This is a genomic window from Rhodococcus sp. ZPP, assembly GCF_017656075.1.
Lineage (GTDB): Bacteria > Actinomycetota > Actinomycetes > Mycobacteriales > Mycobacteriaceae > Rhodococcus_F > Rhodococcus_F oxybenzonivorans.
This window is the reverse complement of record NZ_CP058638.1, coordinates 3,394,283-3,412,673: the sequence shown is the minus strand read 5'-3', so window position 1 is coordinate 3,412,673 and position 18,391 is coordinate 3,394,283. Positions and strand designations below refer to the sequence as shown.

The 18,391-nt window shown below is 66.3% G+C and carries 11 protein-coding genes; 8 read left to right on the top strand and 3 right to left on the bottom strand.

Annotation, left to right across the window (positions count from 1 at the left end; all coding sequences use genetic code 11):
• Positions 1-63 precede the first annotated feature (63 nt).
• Together HYG77_RS16185 and HYG77_RS16180 are read right to left on the bottom strand one after the other, a co-directional pair.
• On the bottom strand, positions 64-4,197 hold the full coding sequence (locus tag HYG77_RS16185; protein ID WP_208959872.1) for a bifunctional nitrate reductase/sulfite reductase flavoprotein subunit alpha: 4,134 nt from the start codon (positions 4,195-4,197) through the stop codon (positions 64-66).
• Between the two features lie 232 nt (positions 4,198-4,429).
• Entirely contained in the window at positions 4,430-5,881 is a 1,452-nt protein-coding gene (locus tag HYG77_RS16180) for a CCA tRNA nucleotidyltransferase (RefSeq protein ID WP_109334742.1), read from the bottom strand.
• A gap of 149 nt (positions 5,882-6,030) precedes the next feature.
• Here HYG77_RS16180 and HYG77_RS16175 point away from each other — a divergent pair, with 149 nt between their 5' ends.
• From HYG77_RS16175 to HYG77_RS16155, 5 genes are all read left to right on the top strand, one after another.
• Positions 6,031-6,606: an NUDIX hydrolase gene (locus HYG77_RS16175; RefSeq protein ID WP_109334743.1), complete on the top strand. Its 576-nt coding sequence runs from the start codon at positions 6,031-6,033 to the stop codon at positions 6,604-6,606.
• Between the two features lie 2 nt (positions 6,607-6,608).
• Complete coding sequence (locus HYG77_RS16170) at positions 6,609-8,999, top strand: DUF6049 family protein (protein WP_208963404.1); 2,391 nt, start codon at positions 6,609-6,611, stop codon at positions 8,997-8,999.
• Between the two features lie 113 nt (positions 9,000-9,112).
• Positions 9,113-12,982, top strand: coding sequence for a murein biosynthesis integral membrane protein MurJ (locus tag HYG77_RS16165; RefSeq protein ID WP_208963403.1), 3,870 nt, complete (start codon positions 9,113-9,115; stop codon positions 12,980-12,982).
• A 47-nt stretch (positions 12,983-13,029) separates the two neighbouring features.
• A complete protein-coding gene (gene sigM, locus HYG77_RS16160; protein WP_208959871.1) occupies positions 13,030-13,611 on the top strand; it encodes an RNA polymerase sigma factor SigM in 582 nt (193 codons plus the stop codon).
• A 78-nt stretch (positions 13,612-13,689) separates the two neighbouring features.
• Positions 13,690-14,436 carry a hypothetical protein gene (locus tag HYG77_RS16155; protein WP_109334747.1) on the top strand — a complete coding sequence of 249 codons (747 nt, stop codon included), beginning with the start codon at positions 13,690-13,692 and terminating at the stop codon, positions 14,434-14,436.
• Between the two features lie 11 nt (positions 14,437-14,447).
• Here the strand turns inward: HYG77_RS16155 and HYG77_RS16150 are convergent, their stop codons facing one another.
• Positions 14,448-15,005 (bottom strand): helix-turn-helix domain-containing protein, encoded by a 558-nt coding sequence (locus tag HYG77_RS16150; protein ID WP_109334748.1) that lies wholly within the window; start codon positions 15,003-15,005, stop codon positions 14,448-14,450.
• Positions 15,006-15,093: 88 nt separating this feature from the next.
• On the opposite strand from HYG77_RS16150, the gene HYG77_RS16145 reads away from it, so the two are divergent.
• The 3 genes from HYG77_RS16145 (at position 15,094) to trxB (ending at position 18,381) form a co-directional block, all read left to right on the top strand.
• Positions 15,094-16,065, top strand: a complete 972-nt coding sequence (locus tag HYG77_RS16145) for an NAD-dependent epimerase/dehydratase family protein (protein ID WP_208959870.1) — start codon at positions 15,094-15,096, stop codon at positions 16,063-16,065.
• Positions 16,066-16,101: 36 nt separating this feature from the next.
• The gene (nox, locus tag HYG77_RS16140; protein ID WP_208959869.1) at positions 16,102-17,289 is read left to right on the top strand and encodes a 4,4'-dithiodibutanoate disulfide reductase; all 1,188 of its coding nucleotides are present in this window, start codon (positions 16,102-16,104) and stop codon (positions 17,287-17,289) included.
• Between the two features lie 108 nt (positions 17,290-17,397).
• Positions 17,398-18,381: a thioredoxin-disulfide reductase gene (trxB, locus tag HYG77_RS16135; RefSeq protein WP_109334751.1), complete on the top strand. Its 984-nt coding sequence runs from the start codon at positions 17,398-17,400 to the stop codon at positions 18,379-18,381.
• The last annotated feature ends 10 nt before the right edge of the window (positions 18,382-18,391 follow it).

Below are 18,391 nucleotides of genomic sequence, written 5' to 3'. Positions count from 1 at the left end.
CATGAAGACGATCGTATGCGCGCGTTTGCGGAATGATCAAGCGATGAGACCCGCAGAAGCGGATCAGTACACGTCGCGCACGTACCGTTTGTCAGTGGACAACTGCTTCATGTACAGCTCGGTGTCCTCTTCGTCGAGCCTGCCGTGCGTGCGGACCACTTCGCGGATCGTCTCGTCCACGTCCTTCGCCATCCGGCTGGCATCCCCGCACACGTAGAGGTACGCGCCCTCCTGCATCCAGTTCCACAACTTCGCTCCGTGTTCGCGGATGCGGTCCTGCACGTAAATCTTCTGCCGCTGGTCACGGGAGAATGCTGCATCGAGATGGGTGAGAAATCCGTCGCGGTGCATAGCTTCCATCTCCTCGCGGTAGTAGAAGTCCGTCGCTTCGTGCTGCTCACCGAAGAACATCCAGTTCTTGCCGGTGTGCCCGAGTTCCCGCCGCTCGTGCAGGAAACCGCGGAACGGGGCGATTCCCGTGCCGGGACCCACCATGATCATGGGCGCATCCGCCGACGCCGGCGGTCGGAAATGCGCCGACTTCTGCACGAAGATCGGCACATCGGCCTCGTCGCAGTGATCCGCGAGGAACGTGGAGCAGACGCCGGACCGGTCCTTGCCCTCGTGGTTGTACCGCACAGCCGACACGGTCAGCTGCACCTCGCCGGGATCGATCTTCGGGCTGGACGAAATGGAATACAGTCGCGGCTGGAGCCGCTTGAGAACGCCGAGCCACTCCTCGACCTCGGCGTGAACGCCGTACTGCCCGAGCACGTCCATCGACTGCCGGCCCCACAACCACTGTTGGAGGGCAATCTTGTTCTGCGGTCGCATCAATCGGGCCAGCTCGGTGTCCTGCGTACGACTCTGGACGAACCGGAGCAGCTCGGGCGTCACCTTGGTGATCTCGAATTTGGTCCGCAACGCCTCGTGCAGCGGCATCTCCGGCAGGTCGGCCACGGTCACCGGGACATCGGGCTTCAGCCCCGTCACCTTCAGCCACTCGTCGACGACGGCGTCGCTGTTGGTGGGCCAGACGCCCAGCGCGTCACCCGCCTCGTAGACGAACTCCGGATCACTCACCTCGAAACCGAACTGTCGCACGTCCTTCGACGATCCCGCCGCGCTGAGGCGCACGTTCTTCGTGAGGCGGGTGACGAACGGTGACTTACGCGTGAAGGCCGCTGCCTTCTTCGGGGCGGGTGCGGGCGCGACGGAAACCACCGCCGCTCCTTCGACGGCCTCCCGGTCGCGAACCAGCTTCTGCACCTGCTCCAGCCACTCGCGTGCTTGATCCTCGTAGTCGGGTTCACAGTCGACGCGGGCGGTGAGACGCTTGGCCTGCAACTGCTCGAGCCGAGCATCGAGCCGCTTACCGTGGCCGCAGAAGTCGTCGTAGCTGGAGTCTCCGAAAGCCAATACCGCATATCGGGTTTCGGTCAGTGTGGGTGCCTCGTCGCTGCTGAGGGCCGACCAGAAACTGCTGCCGTTGTCGGGCGCGTCTCCGTCACCGAACGTGCTGGTGATGATGAGGAGGTCACGGACGCCGCGCAGGCTTCCGACGTCGTAGTCGTCCATGCTGATCAGATGTGTTCCGTGGCCGGCCGCTTGCAGTTGCGCGGCACATTCGGCGGCGAACTCCTCGGCGTTGCCGGTCTGCGAGGCCCACACCACCACGACAGGATGCTGGACCGATTCAGTACCTGAGGCGCTGCCATTCTGCGCGCCGACCCCGGATGTGTCGCCCGAACGGGAGAACAGACCGGCGAGCATCCCGTCGAGCCACACCCGCTTGGAACCCGAGATCGGGGCGTCCCGGGGAAGGACCGGCACGCCGCGGACCTCGGTGGACCGCAGTCCCGACAACAGCCCCGAAAGATAGGTGCGTTCGTGTTCGTCGAACGTCGGGGGAGCCGAATCATCCAGTCCGAGAAGCTGGGTCAGTTCATCGGCTGGGCTCGCGAGCTGCAGCTGGGATCCGCCGGTCTCCGGAACCGCCGGCTGCGACACCGGTGCCACGCGAGTCAGTGACACCGCGCAGGCCTTGAACTCCGGCTGGAACGACATCGGGTCGACGGCATCGTTGGTGACGGCGTTGATGCTGAGGTACTCGCCAAACGAGTCGTTCCAGTGGAAAGGCGCGAAACAACCACCGGGAAGCACCCGGTCACTGACGACCGCGGGAAGCACCGCGCGGCCACGCCTCGACGCCACCTCGACCTTGTCACCGTCTGATATCGACAGCCGCTGCGCATCCGCCGGGTTGATCTCGACGAAGGGTCCCGAGTTCAGCTTGTTGAGCTTGGCCACCTTGCCCGTCTTCGTCATGGTGTGCCATTGGTGCTGCAGCCGACCCGTATTGAGGACGAACGGGTAGTCGTCGTCCGGCAGCTCGGCCGGCAGCATGTGCGGTCGCGGGAAGAATGCCGCCTTTCCGCTCGGGGTGGCGAAGGCGAGCCGGGGGAGCGAGCCGTCGGGAGCCGACAGCAGCCTCTGACTCACCCCGTCATTGACGTAACGGATGGGGTTGCGGTCGGTGCGGTCACCGGGCGGGCTCGGCCATTGCACCGGCGTATGACGGAGCCGCTCGTAGGTGATGCCGCGAAGGTCGTAACCCGTCTTCGGGTTCCACGTGCGCTTGATCTCTTCGAACACGTCCTCGGACGTCTCGTAGGTGAAGGCGTCCGCATACCCCATCTCGCAGGCCACCCGCGCGATGATCTTCCAGTCGGGCAACGCCTGACCCACCGGGTCGACGGCCTGTTGCAGCAACGTCAGGTTGCGCTCGGAATTGATCATCACCGAGTCCGACTCGGCCCACAGCGCGCCCGGCAGCAGGATGTCGGCGTAACCGTTGGTCTCGGTGTCGAGGAACACGTCCTGAGTGATCACGAGCTCGGCTGCCTCGAGTCCCTCGATGACCGTCCGCCGATTCGACACGGTGGCGACAGGGTTGGTGCAAATGATCCAGCAGGCCTTGATTCGTCCCGCGACCATCTGCTCGAACATGTCGACGGTGCCCGTGCCGACCTCGGTGCGGATGGTGCCCTCGGGCAGGTCCCACAGGTCCTCGACGAACGTGCGGTCGTCGGCCGCGAGGATCGACCGCTGACCGGGCAGGCCCGGGCCCATGTATCCCATTTCGCGGCCACCCATGGCATTGGGCTGACCGGTGAGGGAGAAGGGTCCGCTACCGGGACGGCAGATCGCGCCGGTGGCGAGGTGGAGGTTGCAGATCGCGTTGGTGTTCCAGGTGCCGTGGGTGCTCTGGTTGAGGCCCATCGTCCAGCACGTCATCCACTCGGCGGCCTCGCCGATCCACTGGGCGGCCTGTCGGATGTCGGTTTCGGGGATGCCGGTGATGTCCGCGACCTTGTCGGGCGTGTACTCCTCGAGGAACTCCGGCATCACCTCCCAGCCCTCGGTGAACTCGGCGATGAACGCGGGGTCGGTGTGCCCGTTCTTCACGAGCAGGTGCAGGAGGCCGTTCAGGAGTGCGAGGTCGGTGCCGGGCGTGATCTGCAGAAAGAGATCCGCCTTGTCGGCCGTCGCGTTGCGCCGCGGGTCCACCACGATCAGCTTCGCGCCTGCCTTCACGCGCTCGAGGAGACGCAGGAACAGGATGGGGTGACAGTCCGCCATGTTCGCGCCGATCACGAAGAACACGTCGGCCTTGTCGAAGTCCTGGTACGACCCGGGGGGGCCGTCGGCGCCCAACGACTGTTTGTACCCGGTGGCGGCACTGGCCATACAGAGGCGCGAGTTGGACTCGATCTGGTTGGTGCCGACGAACCCCTTGGCCAGCTTGGTCACGAGGTACTGCGCTTCGATGGACATCTGGCCGGAGACGTAGAAGGCGACCGCGTCCGGACCGTGCCGGTCGATCTGCTCCTTCAGGCGGCGTGCCGTCTCGCTGATTGCGGCGTCGACGTGCACAGCCGTCGGTGCCTCGCCGCGCTCGTCGCGAAGGTAGCCGGTCTCCATCCGGCCACCGGCCACCAGCATCTCGGCGCTCGTCGCGCCCTTGGTGCACAACCGGCCGAAATTGGTGGGATGCTCCTTGTCGCCGGACGCCTTCAGAACGCGGCGCGCACCCGTCTCCGGGTTCGTTTCGACTTCGAGGACCATGCCGCAGCCGACACCGCAGTACGAGCAGGCGGTCTTCACTGTGGAAGTACCGGCTTTCTGCTGCTGCATCGACTGCTCCTTCACCTGCACGGCCGCGACATGTCCACCTGGTTCTCGGCCCCTATCAAGAGTGCCGATTGGTGTGTTTCGTCGGGATTAACCCCCGTGAGCGTTCGATGACGTCTGTCGCACCCGAGAAGCACCGGGATGGTGAGTCGAGGGAGGTATGGCAGCAATACGTGTGACGGGTGTCACCGCAGGTGAGCCGGTCGGGTAAGCAATTCTCACCCGTCGCCGCGGGTCAGCCCTGCTGCGATGCCCACCACGACAGCAGTTCGGCCTCCGCTTCGTCGCGGGTGAGGGGACCACGATCGAGTCGCAGCTCCTTCAGGTACTGCCACGCCTTCCCCACCTCCGGACCCGCAGGGATGCCCAGCAGTTCCATGATCGCGTTGCCGTCGAGGTCGGGGCGCACCCGGGCGAGATCCTCCTGCTCCGCGAGCCTCGCGATCCGCTCCTCGATGTCGTCGTAGGTGGCCTGCAACGCCGCCGCCCGCCGCTTGTTACGCGTGGTGCAGTCGGCGCGGACCAGCTTGTGCAACCGCGGCAGCAGCGGTCCGGCGTCGGTGACATAGCGACGTACCGCCGAATCCGTCCACTGACCCTTGCCGTAACCGTGAAAACGCAGATGAAGGAACACCAGCTGAGAGACGTCGTCCACCATCTGCTTGGAGTACTTGAGGGCGCGCATCCGCTTACGCACCAACTTGGCCCCCACCACCTCGTGGTGGTGGAAGCTCACGCCGCCGCCCGGCTCGTTGCGCTTGGTGTCCGGCTTACCGATGTCGTGCAGCAGCGCAGCCCACCGCAACACGAGGTCGGGGTCGCCGTCCTCGAGGTCGATGGCCTGCGCGAGCACGGTCAGCGAATGCCAGTACACATCCTTGTGCTGATGATGTTCGTCGATCTCGAGCTTCATCTGCGGCACCTCGGGCAGCACGTGGTCGGCCAGCCCGGTCTCACACATCACGTTGATGCCGTCGTTGGGGAACTCGCCCAGAATCAGCTTGTCCAGTTCGGCGCGCACCCGTTCGGCCGTGATGCGTTCGATCTGCGGTGCCATGTCCGTGATCGCCCGGTGCACGCGCTCGTGGAGGGTGAAACCCAGCTGCGACACGAAGCGGGCGGCCCGCAGCATGCGCAGCGGGTCGTCGTCGAAGGAATTCTCGGGAGCCGACGGGGTGTCCAGCACACCGGCCAGAAGAGCATCCATGCCGCCGAGCGGATCGACGAAGTCCTGCGAACCGTCCGCACCGATCTTCACCGCCATCGCATTGACCGTGAAGTCACGCCGCACCAGGTCGTCCTCGAGCTTCGACCCGAACGAGACGACGGGGTTGCGCGACACCCGGTCGTACGCATCGGCACGGTAGGTGGTGATCTCGACCTGCTGCCCCGCCTTCGCGGCGCTGATCGTCCCGAAGTCGATACCTGTGTCCCACTGGTTGTCGGCCCAGCCCGACAGCAATTTCTGCACCTGCTCGGGCCGGGCATCGGTGGTGAAGTCGAGGTCGGTGCCGAGGCGTCCGAGAATCGCGTCCCGGACACTCCCGCCCACCAGGTACAGCTCGTGGCCCGCCGCAGCGAACCTCTCTCCGAGCGGCGTCAGGACTTCGGACAGCTCGCGCAGCGTCACCGCGGCGCCGGCAAGCAGTCGCGTACGGCGCTCGTCGTCGAGAGAAGGGACAGTCACGTCCAGGAAGCTTACCGAGGTGCGCAAATAGCGGGATATGCATGCGAGGGCGTCACCTCGAAGTTTCGATCACCACAGGACCGTCACGAAGCGTCTCGGTTGGGTGCGGCAATCAAGGAGAGGCCAGGAAGGCAACTACTATCGATGGGGTGTCTGCTGCCGAACGTGCGAATAGGAGTCGCCGCAACTCGCGGCGGCGCGGCGCCGTCGGCAAACCCGCGAAACCCCACATGAGGACGGTTCGGGAAACCTCGGCGGGTGGTCTGGTGGTCAACGGTCTCGGTGGACCCAGGGAGAACCTGTGCGCGGCGCTCATCGGGCGGACCGATCGGCGCGGCCGTCTGCTGTGGTCGCTGCCCAAGGGGCACATCGAGCAAGGGGAGACGGCCGAGCAGACCGCCATGCGTGAGGTCGAAGAGGAGACGGGCATACAGGGCACGGTCCTGGCTTCACTGGGCAGCATCGACTACTGGTTCGTCACGGAGGGCAGGCGTGTCCACAAGACGGTGCATCATTATCTGCTCCGTTTCCTCGGCGGGGAACTGTCCGACGAAGACGTGGAAGTCACCGAGGTAGCGTGGGTGCCGCTCGCCGAGCTGGGGTCACGCCTGGCCTACGCAGACGAACGGAAACTCGCAGAAATCGCCGGTGAATTGATCTCCAAGATGACAACCACTCTGCCCGACCCCGATCTGAAGCTTCAGAAGGGGCACGACGCCGGATGAGGATGGCTTTTCGCCGGATCGGGGCAGCGGCATCGACCGCACTCGTGGTTGCTCTCGCTCCCATCGGCACCGGAGTGGCTGTTGCCCAGGATCCCGTTCCGCCGGTGAGCGCCGGGAGCCAGACCGTCGACGAGGATCCGGAGTTTCTCGAGCTGCACATCGACAAGGTCACCCCCAACACGGTCACCACCACCAGCGATCCCTTCGTCACGGTGTCGGGATCGGTGAAGAACATCGGCGACCGCACGGTCAGCGACGTCAGCGTGCGTCTGCAGCGGGCCCCCGCCGTCGCGAGCAGCGATGCCCTTCGGACCTCCCTCACACTCGATCAGTCACGGTTCGACACGGTCGGCATGTTCGACACGGTCGCCGAGAGCCTCGACGAAGGCCAGAGCAAGCAGTTCACGTTGTCCCTGCCACTGCGGTCGGACACCGATCCCGCACTCGACATCACCGAACCCGGCGTCTACCCCATGCTGGTCAACGTCAACGGGACCCCCGAGTACGGTGGCGCCGCGCGCCTGGACGATGCCCGCTTCCTACTCCCTGTATTCGGGGTGCCCGGTACGCCGGCGATTCCACCCGACATTTCCAGCCCCGTCGCCGTCACCATGTTGTGGCCGCTCGCCGACCGGCCGCGACTCGCCGCCGGAGTGCCGGGCTCGGTCACCGACCCGGTTCGTCTCGTCGACGACGAGCTCGCGACCTCCCTCGCCGACGGCGGACGCCTCCACGAGTTGCTGGCGTCCGCGGAGTTCGCCACCGGTGAAGCGGTGGATCGCGATCATGCACTTCGCGACAGCATGTGTCTGGCCGTCGACCCCGACCTGCTGATCACGGTCGAGAACATGACCCGCGATTATCTAGTGGTGGACGATCCGTCCGACCCCACCGGGCCTGCGCACGCGGGTACCGGCCGGGAGGCCGCCGCGGACTGGCTAGAGCGAGCCCGGTCGCTCGCCGCATCGATGTGCACCACGTCGGTGCCGTTCGCCCAGGCCGATCTGTCCGCGATCAGTGCCGTGGGGAACACCGAGCTCACCGCCGCCGCTCTCGAGGCTCCCGCCGACATCGTCGACAACATCCTCGGGGTCACCTCGCTGCGAAACTTCGTGTGGAGCGACGCCGGAGTCCTCGACGACGACACTGCACAGCTGTTACGCCGGGACCAGCCCACCACCACCCTGCTCGCCGCCAACGCCATCGACACCGACGCACCGAGGGACAGCGCCCACGTCATCGAGGCAAGTCCGGCGCAGGCGCCGTTACCCGGGAACGGTGAGACCACCCCCGCGGCCACCGGGACGTCCGCGCCCACCGGCAGCCTCGATGCGCTGCTGTTCGATCCTGCGGTGGGCGCTGCCCTGGCCGCGACCGGCACCACGCCGCAGACTCCCTCGTACACCCCCGCGCGGGCCCGGTTCGACCTCACCGACGACTCGCAGGCAGCCCGTTTGCAGGACGCCCTCGGTGCCGTGTCCTGGTCTGCACTCGAACCGGCCGTCGCCCGCAGCGCCGGGACACCGCGCTCCCTCATGGTGGTCCCGCCCCAACTGTGGACCGCCGGCGAGGACGACGCCGAGACGATTCTGTCGACGGTGTCGTCGATGATCCGGACCGGTCTCGCCACCCCCCGGCCACTTCCCGCACTGCTGGGTCGCCAGCCCGGATCACCGGAGCTGTCGTCACTGGATTACCCGGACCAGGCCACCGAGGACGGGGTTCCCGCCCACCACCGCGACGCCGTCGCCGAGCAGATACCCCGCATCGAGACACTGGACACGGCGCTGATCGACGACCCGCAGGCCACGCTGACCCCGGAGCGATTTACCGCACCGCTGCGCGAAGACTTGCTGCGTTCGATGAGTCTCGCCCATCGCCGTGACGAAAAGCACGACTCGGCGAGCGAGGCATCCGACCTGCGCACCGAGCAGGTGGCCGACACCATGAACGACCTGTTCGGAGCCGTCACCGTCGTGTCCCCTGGCGGTGTCTACACCCTGGCGTCGGAACAGAGCCCCCTTTTGCTCGTCGCCCGGAACGACCTGCCCGTGGGCATCACTGTCCAGCTGCAGGTAGCCGCGCCGTCGGGGATGACCATTACCGACATCGGGCCGACGCCACTGCCGCCGCGGGGCAGCCGGACGCTGACCGTGCCCACCGAGGCCAACGACTCCCGCAAGCTCGTCGTCACATTCTCGCTGACCACGGCCGATGGGCAGCAACTCGGTGAGCCGACCAGCGTGACGGTACGGTCCAACGCGTACGGGCAGGCCTTGGCGATCCTGACAGCGTGTGCGGGCACTCTGCTGCTGTTCCTCGCCGGCCGCCGGCTGTGGCACCGATTCCGCGGCCAGCCGGATCCAGCTGACGAAGGGTACGAACGTTCATGACCGGGAACTTGCCCGACCGGGGCCAGAGGCTTCCCGATCGCTCGCATCCCCGGGTCGCACCGTGGGAACGGGACCACTGGGCACGGGAGATTCGACCGGACGAGGCACCGACGGTGCAGTTCGCGGCCATCCGGGTCGACCCCCCGCCGCCGGTCCGGGACTCGGGACCGTCGACGGCACCGCAGAAACAGAGCAACTCCCGCCTCCTCGCGTCCACCGGGTCGATCGCGGTGGCGACACTCGTCAGCCGCATCACCGGATTCGCCAAGCAACTGCTGGTCCTGACGTTGCTCGGCGGCTCGGTGGCCAGCTCGTTCACCGTCGCCAGCCAGATTCCGAACATGATTTCCGAGCTGGTGCTCGGCGCGGTGCTGACCGCCATCGTCGTGCCCGTGCTGGTCCGCGCGGAACGTGAGGACCCGGACAACGGTGCCGCCTTCGTGCGCCGCCTGTTCACGGCCACCTGTGTGCTCCTCGGAACGGCAGCGTTACTCGCCACCGCGGCCGCCCCGGTGCTCACCACCCACGTGTTCCTGTCCGACGACGGCAAGGTCAACACGTCCCTCACCACAGCTCTGTCGTTTCTCCTCCTGCCGGCGATTCTGTTCTACGGGCTCTCCGCCCTGCTCACGGCGATTCTCAACACCAGGCAGGTGTTCAAACCCGGGGCCTGGGCCCCGGTGCTCAACAACGTCGTGATGCTCACCGTGCTGGTGATCTACTACGCGATGCCGGGCGAAATCACCCTCGACCCGGTGCGGATGAGCGACCCGAAACTGCTGGTCCTCGGCGTAGGCGTCACCCTCGGTGTCGTGGTGCAGGCCGCCAGCCTCGTGCCTGCGATCCGGCGCGAAGGCATCTCGTTGAAACCGCTGTGGGGCCTCGACGACCGGCTCAAGCAGTTCGGTGGGATGGCCGTCGCCATCATCCTGTACGTGCTGATCAGCCAGGCGGGCATGATCGTCGCCACCCGCATTTCGTCCCACGCGGACGCGTCGGGTCCCGCGATCTACAACAACGCGTGGCTCCTGCTGCAGCTGCCGTACGGCGTGCTCGGTGTCACCGTGCTCACGGCGATCATGCCGCGGCTCAGCCGCAATGCCGCCGCCGACGACACCCCCGCCGTCGTCGACGACCTCTCGGTGGCGACGCGTCTGACGATGATCTCGCTGGTTCCGATCATCACCTTCCTCACCTTCGCGGGACCCGAGGTGGGGCAGGCCCTGTACGGGTACGGCAACTTCGGTACGGGTGACGCGGGGCGTCTCGGCCAGGCCGTCAGTTGGTCCGCCTTCACACTCATCCCGTATTCCCTCGTCCTCATCCAGCTCCGTGTCTTCTACGCCCGTGAACGCGCCTGGACTCCCACCTGGATCGTCCTCGGCATCACTGCGGTGAAGATCGCACTCTCCGCACTCACCCCCCTCATCGCCTCGAGCGACGACCAGGTGGTGATCCTGCTGGGCGCCGCGAACGGCATCGGGTACATCACCGGTGCACTCATCGGTGGGTACCTCCTGCACCGCAGCCTCGGAAACCTCCAAATGGCCAACGTCGGGAAAACCGTGTGGGTGGTGGTGCTCGCCTCCCTCGCCGGCGCGCTCGCGATGCTCGGGGCCGAACGCCTCCTGCAATTGGACCGCCTCACCACTTTGTTCGGCGGCCCGGGTTCCATGGCCCGAGTCGCGATCAGCGGGATCTTGATGCTCGGTGTCACCTTCGTCATTCTGTGGTTCGCGAAGGTCCCCGAAATCATGTCGATCACTGTCGCCGTCGCGCGCAAGATCCGGGCACTGCGCGGTCGCGGCGGGGAACCGGAACCCGAGCCCGACCCGCTCACCGACGCCCAAACAGAACTGATTCCCGTGGTCCGCGCCACACCGCGCGACTTCGGTGGTCGCCCGCGTGGTATCGAACGACCCGGTGGTCTCCCGTACCCTGGACACGAGCGGGTCGGATCGCCGCCCGGTACGGGTCGGAGTTGGGCATTCGAAAATGAAGGAGTGAGGGTGAGCGACGACGACGTAGCCGGCAGCAAGCGAGCCGGAGGTTCTACGGTGCAAGCGTCCGAACGGAATTCGGCTGCTTCGTCGAATGGCGTCGACGCCCCCACCACGCGAATCGAATCGGAGCCCGCAACTTCCGGCACCCCGAAGACCAAGTCGGACCAGGCGACCACCGCCGACGCCGGCTCCACGACGCCACCGGCGAACGGCACGGCTGGGCCGAACGTCGCCGGCTCTGCTGTGTCGGCCGACACTGCCGTTCCGGATAAGACTGCCGTTCCGGCCGAGACTGCCTCCTTCGATGCAGGCGGTCCCGCGCGCAAGGACCCCCGGCCGACGGGTTCAGCAGCGGGCCACGACACCAGTTTCGACACCGGCGTGATTCCGATCACTCCCGGACCCGGTCGTGATCGAGGCGCCGGCCCGCGTCCTATTCCCCGCGGCCCCAAGCTGATTCCGGGCGCCTCCGTCGCCGGTGGTCGTTACCGTCTGCTCACACCGCACGGTGGGTCCCGGGGCCTGCAGTTCTGGCAGGCCCTCGACGTCAAGCTCGACCGTGAGGTCGCTCTCACCTTCGTCGACGCCGAACAGCGTTCCACCTCGGCCGGACCCGAAGGACCGCAAGCGATCCTGTCCCGCACGCTGCGCCTGGGTCGCATCAACTCGCCCGGTCTCGCCCGGGTTCTCGACGTGGTCCGTGGCAGCTCGGGCGGCATCGTCGTCGCCGAGTGGACGCCCGGACGTTCGTTGCGGGAGATGGCCGACACCAAGCCCTCTCCGATCGGTGCCGCCAAAGCCATCCGGGCACTCGCCGCAGCAGCGGAGACGGCGCACCGGGCCGGTGGGGCACTGTCCATCGATCACCCCGACCGCATCCGGATCAGCATCAACGGCGACGCCGTCCTGGCCTTCCCGGCCACCCTCGCCGATTCCGACTCCAGTTCCGACGTACGCGGTCTGGGCGCCATGCTCTACGCGCTCATCACCGCCCGCTGGCCGCTCGGCGATCCCTCCGCACCGGCAGGCGACCCCACCCATCGGCCGGGAAGTGTCGGTGGCATGCGGCTGGCCGACCGCGACTCCAACGGCCAACCCATCGGCCCCCGGGTCATTCGCCCGGAAGTCCCCTTCGAAATCTCGGCGGTCGCGCTGCGCTCGCTGGAGCCGAACGGGGGCATCCGCACAGCCGCCACGGTTCAGCACATTCTCGACCAGGCGTCGGTCATCAACGAGAAAACCGAACTGATCCCCGCCCTGCGGCTCGGACAGCGCACGCCCGGCATATCCGGGCATGAGCTCGCCGACCCCGAAGCCATCGAGGCGGAGAAGAAGAAGTCCAACAGGATGCTCGCCGCTCTCGTCGGTCTCGGGGTCGTGACCATCATCGTGTTGGCTCTGCTCGGTTTCTGGCTGGCCACGTTCTTGACCGGAAGCAGTTCGGACGCTCCGCTCACCGAGCAGGACTTCGGCCTCACCACCTCCGCGGAGCCGCCTCCGGGCGCCGCCGCTCCCGCCGCACCGGCACCGCCGGCGAACGTCGCACCGGTCACCCCCGCGTCGGCCACCGTATTCTCGCCGCAGGGCACACCCGACTCCGCTGCCAATGCCCGGCTCGCCATCGACGGCAACACCGCCACAGTGTGGAGTACCGACTCCTACTTCCAGCCGTTCCCGGCACTGAAGAACGGTGTCGGCCTGATGATCACCTTGGACGAGCCGGCCAACTTGTCGAGCGTGTGGATCAACTCGCCGACACCCGGCACCAAGGTAGAAATTCGGAGCGCCCCCTCGGAGGAGCCCACCCTCGACCAGACCCAGGTCATCGGTTCGCAGGTGCTCGGTAGCGGCGTCACCGAAATCCCCGTGACATCGGAGGCGCCCACCACCAACGTCCTGGTCTGGATCACCGGCCTCAGCACTTCCGGGGGCAAGAACCAATCCTCCATCGCAGACGTGGGATTCAACGCCACGACGTAATCGGCTCCCGGTATTCATGGCCCGGCGTTCTGAGCTAACATCCGCCGGTGCGCATCTTCCGGGGGGTCGCCGAGGGCGGACCCTCGGATGTCGAGTTGCTCGCTGCGCATGTCGCCGGTGATCCGCACGCCTTTGCGACGTTGCTCGGTCGCCATTACGACCACCTGTGGCACGTCGCGACGCGCACCAGCTACACGCGCGAGGATGCCGCGGACGCACTGCAGGAGGCATTACTGTCGGCACACCGCAATGCCGGCTCCTTCCGACGCCATGCCGCGGTCCGGAGCTGGTTGCACACGATCGTCGTCAATGCCTGCCTCGACCGCATCCGCCGGAACAAAGCCCGCCCTGCGGTGTCTCTGTCGGCCGACGAGGACGACGAGCCCCGGGACGCCCGCGATCGTGTCGCCGAGCTCGAGATGAGCCTGGTGGTCGATCGCGCCTTGGCGCAGCTGCCGCCCGACCAGCGGACCGCGATCGTGGCGGTAGACCTCGAAGGTCACTCGACCAGTGAAGCCGCCAGGCTGCTCGGTGTTCCGGAGGGCACGGTGAAGAGTCGATGCGCGCGTGGCCGCAAGAAGTTGGCCGCTTCTCTCGAATATTTCCGGGACGAGGGGAACCGATCATGATCCTGTGGCGTCAAACTCTTATAGGAGCGCAGGACTGTCAGGCCGGTCAGGACCGAGCGGAATCGGTGAGGAGGTGTCATGGCCACTGATGATGTCGGCTCTTCGGATGGAGAGCTGCCGGCTCCGCCGTACTCCGCCGATCTGCTGTCCGATCTTCACGCCGGAGTGCTGCCCGAGTCCGTGAGTGAGCGCCTCTGGCCCCTGGTGCGGAACGATCCAGAAGCTATGGAGGTCATTTCCGCGCTCGACAGGGTCACCGAGCAGCTCGGGGCACTGGGCCGCGACCATTCCGTCGCGTCACCAATTCCCGACGACGTTGCCGACCGCATCGCTCGCGCACTCGCGGAGGAAAGGGAGTCCTCGGTCTCTCGGGTGGTGCCCCTCGCGCGGCGCAGAAGGTGGGCGGCTGTGGCAGGCGGCGCAGTGGCCGCGGCCGCTGCGGTCGTGGTGGCGATCGCTGTCGTCACGCCGACCAGCAATCCCACCGATCCGCCGATTGCTTCTCCGAGCACCTCCGAAACTTCATCCGGTCCAGCGGTTCTCGAGCTGGACGCCGATCTCGACGCTGCGCGTCTCCTCACCGTGATCGGATCCCGCCAACTGGGCGCGCTCGAGAACCCGGAAGTCCTCGCAGAGTGCTTGCGCGCGAACGGAATCGAGCCGTCTCGTACGCTCCTGGGGTCGGGGGAAGTGCGGCTCGACGGCGCCCCCGGAGTACTCCTCCTTCTTGCCGGGCCTCAGCCACCGCAGATCACCGCGCTGGTTGTGGGAAACAGCTGCAGTGCCACGAATCCGGCCACCATGTCGGTCACCGACATCGGTTGAGCGACAACGCATCAGGTCGTGCTGTGCGCAGACGGAACGAGTAGCTCGAGAATTTTGGCACGCAACTCGGGAGTGTCGTCCTCCACGGCGATCAGACTCGCGAACATCGCGGCACCAGCAGCGAGGACGAGAAGAGCCTTCGCGGTACTCGCCTCACCCTGATCATCGTCGAACAGGCGGGTGCTGGGCCCGCTGAACCCCTGCCACAAGGCATTACGCAGATCGGCGTGATCCCGGATCGCGGCGAGGAGGCCGGGAGTTGCCGCGCGAACCTCAGGCCGTGCGAACAGCTCGGCACTGCCGGTCACGACCCACCGAATCCAGCCTTCCCGATCGGTGCCCTCGAACGGCGTCAGGTCGGGGGTGGCACCGAGAATCGCGTCGAGCACAAGATGTGCTTTGGACGGCCACCGCCTGGTAATCGACGCCCTGCTCACCCCGGAACGGGTGGCGATTGCCCGCATGCTCAGTTGCTCCCAGCCGGACTCGACGAGCATCGCGCGGGTTACGGCCAGCACGTCGGTGTCGATGCGCGGGTCACGGGGTCGTCCTGTTCCGGTGGCATTCATCAGCTCGAATTGTGGGACAAAAGCGCCGTCCTCGCTATATCGTACCTAATACGAGACCACTGGCATCGTAATTCGACAGGACGGGCACATGAAGATTGCGGTTACGGGCGGCACCGGGTACGTGGGCGCTCACACGACCCTGGCGCTGCTCGCCGACGGCCACACCGTCCGCCTGCTCGTCCTTCCACACGAGTCGATCGACGTTGTGGTGGCGTCGGCGGGGGACGCCTCGGCTCGGATCGAAGTCGTAGTGGGGGACATCCGCGACCGAACGTCCATCGAGCAGCTGCTCGACGGGTGTGACGCACTTCTGCACGGTGCAGGGGTCGTGGGCACGGACGACCGGCGTGAGCAGCTGATGTGGGAGGTCAACGCTCAGGCCACCGCCGCCATTCTCATCCGAGCCGCCTTCCTCGGTCTCGACCCGATCGTCCATGTCGCGAGTTTCAGCGCGCTGTTTCCATCCCCTGATCCCGTGATCGGGCCCGACAGTCCCACCGCGGCGGGACGCAGCGCGTACGGGCGGACGAAGGCCGCCGCCGATCGTGTCGCCCGTGCTCTGCAGGACGCCGGAGCACCGGTCGTCATCACCTATCCCACCAGTGTGGTCGGTCCCGGCCTCGAAGGCACCAAAGGTGTCACCGAACAGGGTTGGGCCGTCCTACTGGGCAGCGGGGTAGCTCCGCGGTTCCGCGGCGGCATGCAGATGATCGACGTGCGCGATGTTGCCGCTGTCCACGCCGCCGTGATGCAGCCCGGCCGCGGACCTCGGCGTTACGTCTGCGGCGGCGAGCTGATCGAGTTCAATCACCTCATCGACATCCTCGAACATTCTTCGGGACGACGACTGCGCCGGATCTCGCTGTCCGGGGGAGTTGTGCGGTTCCTGGGACGGCTCGCCGATGCCGTCGGCAGATACACCGCGGTCAGCGCAGGCTTCAGTTACGAAGCCGCCTGGCTGCTCACTTCGGCCACTGCCACCGACGACTTCCGCACGCGCGACGAACTGGGTCTGAAGTGGCGTCCGCCCCGAGACGCCCTCGCGTCGACGTTCGCCTGATCGCAGCACTCACCTCCTCGCCCGAAGGCAGACACAATGACCACTCCGACCGACCGGCGCACGATCTGGGAACCCGCCCGTCTCGGCCCTCTGACCCTGCGCAACCGCATCATGAAAGCCGCCACCTTCGAAGGAGTCATGCCTCGCGGGCAGGTCACCGACAAGCTCGTCGAATTCCACGCCGAAGTGGCCCGTGGCGGCGCCGCGCTCACCACCGTTGCCTACTGCGCCGTCTCACCCGGCGGACGGGTCCACGCCAATACTCTGGTCCTCGACAAGGCCAGTGTTCCCGGACTTCGGCGGCTCACCGATGCCGTCCATGCCGAAGGAGCGTTGGCGTCGGCGCAGATCGGGCACGCCGGACTGGTCGCGAACACGCTCTCGAATCGCACGAAGACGCTGGCCCCGTCCACGCGCCTGAGTCCGCCCGCCATGGGTCTGGTGCGTGGTGCCACCCACACCGAATTGGATCAGGTCGTCGCGGACTTCGAGAACGCTGCGCGGGCGGCCGTCGATGCCGGCTTCGACGCCATCGAGGTTCATCTCGGCCACAATTACCTGCTCAGTTCCTTCATGAGCCCCAACCTGAACAAGCGAACCGACGAATACGGGGGCAGCCTGGAGAAGCGGGCAGCCTTCCCACGCCGTGTGGTCGAGCGTATTCGCCGCGTCGTCGGCGACACGATCGCCGTCACCGCGAAGTTCAACATGACCGACGGTGTTCCCAAGGGATTGTGGCTCGACGAGAGCCTCCGCATCGCTCGACTCCTCGAACGGGACGGGCATCTCGACGCGCTGCAACTCACCGGCGGCAGTTCCCTCCTCAACGGAATGTACTTCTTCCGCGGAGAGGTGCCGATGGCCGAATTCGTTGCATCACAACCGAAACTGGTCGGGTACGGCCTGAAGCTCTACGGACCCCGTATCTTCCCGACCTACCCGTTCGAAGAAGCGTTCTTCCTGCCGATGGCTCGCCAGTTCCGCGAAGCGCTGTCCATGCCTTTGATTCTTCTCGGGGGCGTCAACAGACTCGACACCATCGACACCGCACTGGGTGAAGGGTTCGAGTTCGTAGCGATGGCCCGCGCACTGCTCCGCGACCCGGACCTCGTCAACAAGTTCCGCGACCAGCACGTAGCGGAAGGCCTGTGCATTCACTGCAACAAATGCATGCCCACCATCTACACCGGCACCCGCTGTGTCATCCGAGAGACTCTTCGCTGATCAGAGGCCCGTGGGGGAGCGATCGGTATCACCTACAGTCCGGGAACAACACCCTTTAGTCTGGTGTTGATCAATTCGACTGTGCACGCTCCCTATCGGAAGGCCCGCATGACCACTCCATCGACGGTTCATGAACTCATCATCGTTGGTTCGGGACCTGCCGGATATACCGCAGCCGTCTACGCGGCGCGGGCGGAACTCGAACCGCTGCTCTTCGAGGGCACCCAGTTCGGCGGTGCTCTGATGACGACGACCGAGGTCGAGAACTTCCCCGGATTCCGGCAAGGAATCATGGGCCCCGACCTGATGGACGAGATGCGCGAGCAGGCCAAGCGCTTCGGCGCCGACATCCGTACCGAGGACGTCGAGGAACTCGATCTGACCGGGCCGATCAAGAAGGTCGTCGTCGGTGGCGAGACCTATCAGGCACACGCGGTCGTACTCGCGATGGGCGCGGCTGCCCGATACCTCGGCATCCCCGGCGAGGAGAAGCTCCTGGGCCGCGGCGTCAGCGCCTGCGCCACCTGTGATGGCTTCTTCTTCAAGGACCAAGACATCGTGGTCGTCGGTGGCGGCGACTCCGCAATGGAAGAAGCGACCTTCCTCACGAGGTTCGCCCGCAGTGTCACGGTGGTCCACCGCCGTGAGGAGTTCCGGGCGTCCCGCATCATGCTCGAGCGCGCCAAGTCGAACGAGAAGATCCGGTTCGTCACCAACGCAGAACCGATCGAGGTGCTCGGCGAGAACAGCGTCACCGGTCTGGTCGTGCGCGACACCGTCACCGGTGAGCAGTCCACGCTTCCCGTCACCGGAATGTTCGTGGCCATCGGTCACGACCCGCGCAGCGAACTCGTCAAGGGACAGGTCGAGGTCGACGAGGCCGGTTACGTACGGGTGCAGACGCCGACCACCGCCACCTCGCTGGACGGCGTCTTCGCTGCCGGTGACCTGGTAGACCACACCTACCGTCAGGCGATCACCGCAGCCGGCACCGGATGTTCCGCGGCCATCGACGCCGAGCGTTGGCTCGCCGAGCGCGGCGACATCACCGCGAACACCATCGCGGCCGCCGGTGCACCGGTCGACGCCTGAGTTGTCCACG

What these genes read in the sequence shown, in the direction of transcription:
- HYG77_RS16185 (WP_208959872.1), bottom strand. Translation starts at nt 4,197, where the DNA reads ATGCAGCAGCAGAAAGCCGGTACTTCCACAGTGAAGACCGCCTGCTCG.
- HYG77_RS16170 (WP_208963404.1), top strand. Translation starts at nt 6,609, where the DNA reads ATGGCTTTTCGCCGGATCGGGGCAGCGGCATCGACCGCACTCGTGGTT.
- HYG77_RS16155 (WP_109334747.1), top strand. Translation starts at nt 13,690, where the DNA reads ATGGCCACTGATGATGTCGGCTCTTCGGATGGAGAGCTGCCGGCTCCG.
- HYG77_RS16150 (WP_109334748.1), bottom strand. Translation starts at nt 15,005, where the DNA reads ATGAATGCCACCGGAACAGGACGACCCCGTGACCCGCGCATCGACACC.
- HYG77_RS16145 (WP_208959870.1), top strand. Translation starts at nt 15,094, where the DNA reads ATGAAGATTGCGGTTACGGGCGGCACCGGGTACGTGGGCGCTCACACG.
- nox (WP_208959869.1), top strand. Translation starts at nt 16,102, where the DNA reads ATGACCACTCCGACCGACCGGCGCACGATCTGGGAACCCGCCCGTCTC.
- trxB (WP_109334751.1), top strand. Translation starts at nt 17,398, where the DNA reads ATGACCACTCCATCGACGGTTCATGAACTCATCATCGTTGGTTCGGGA.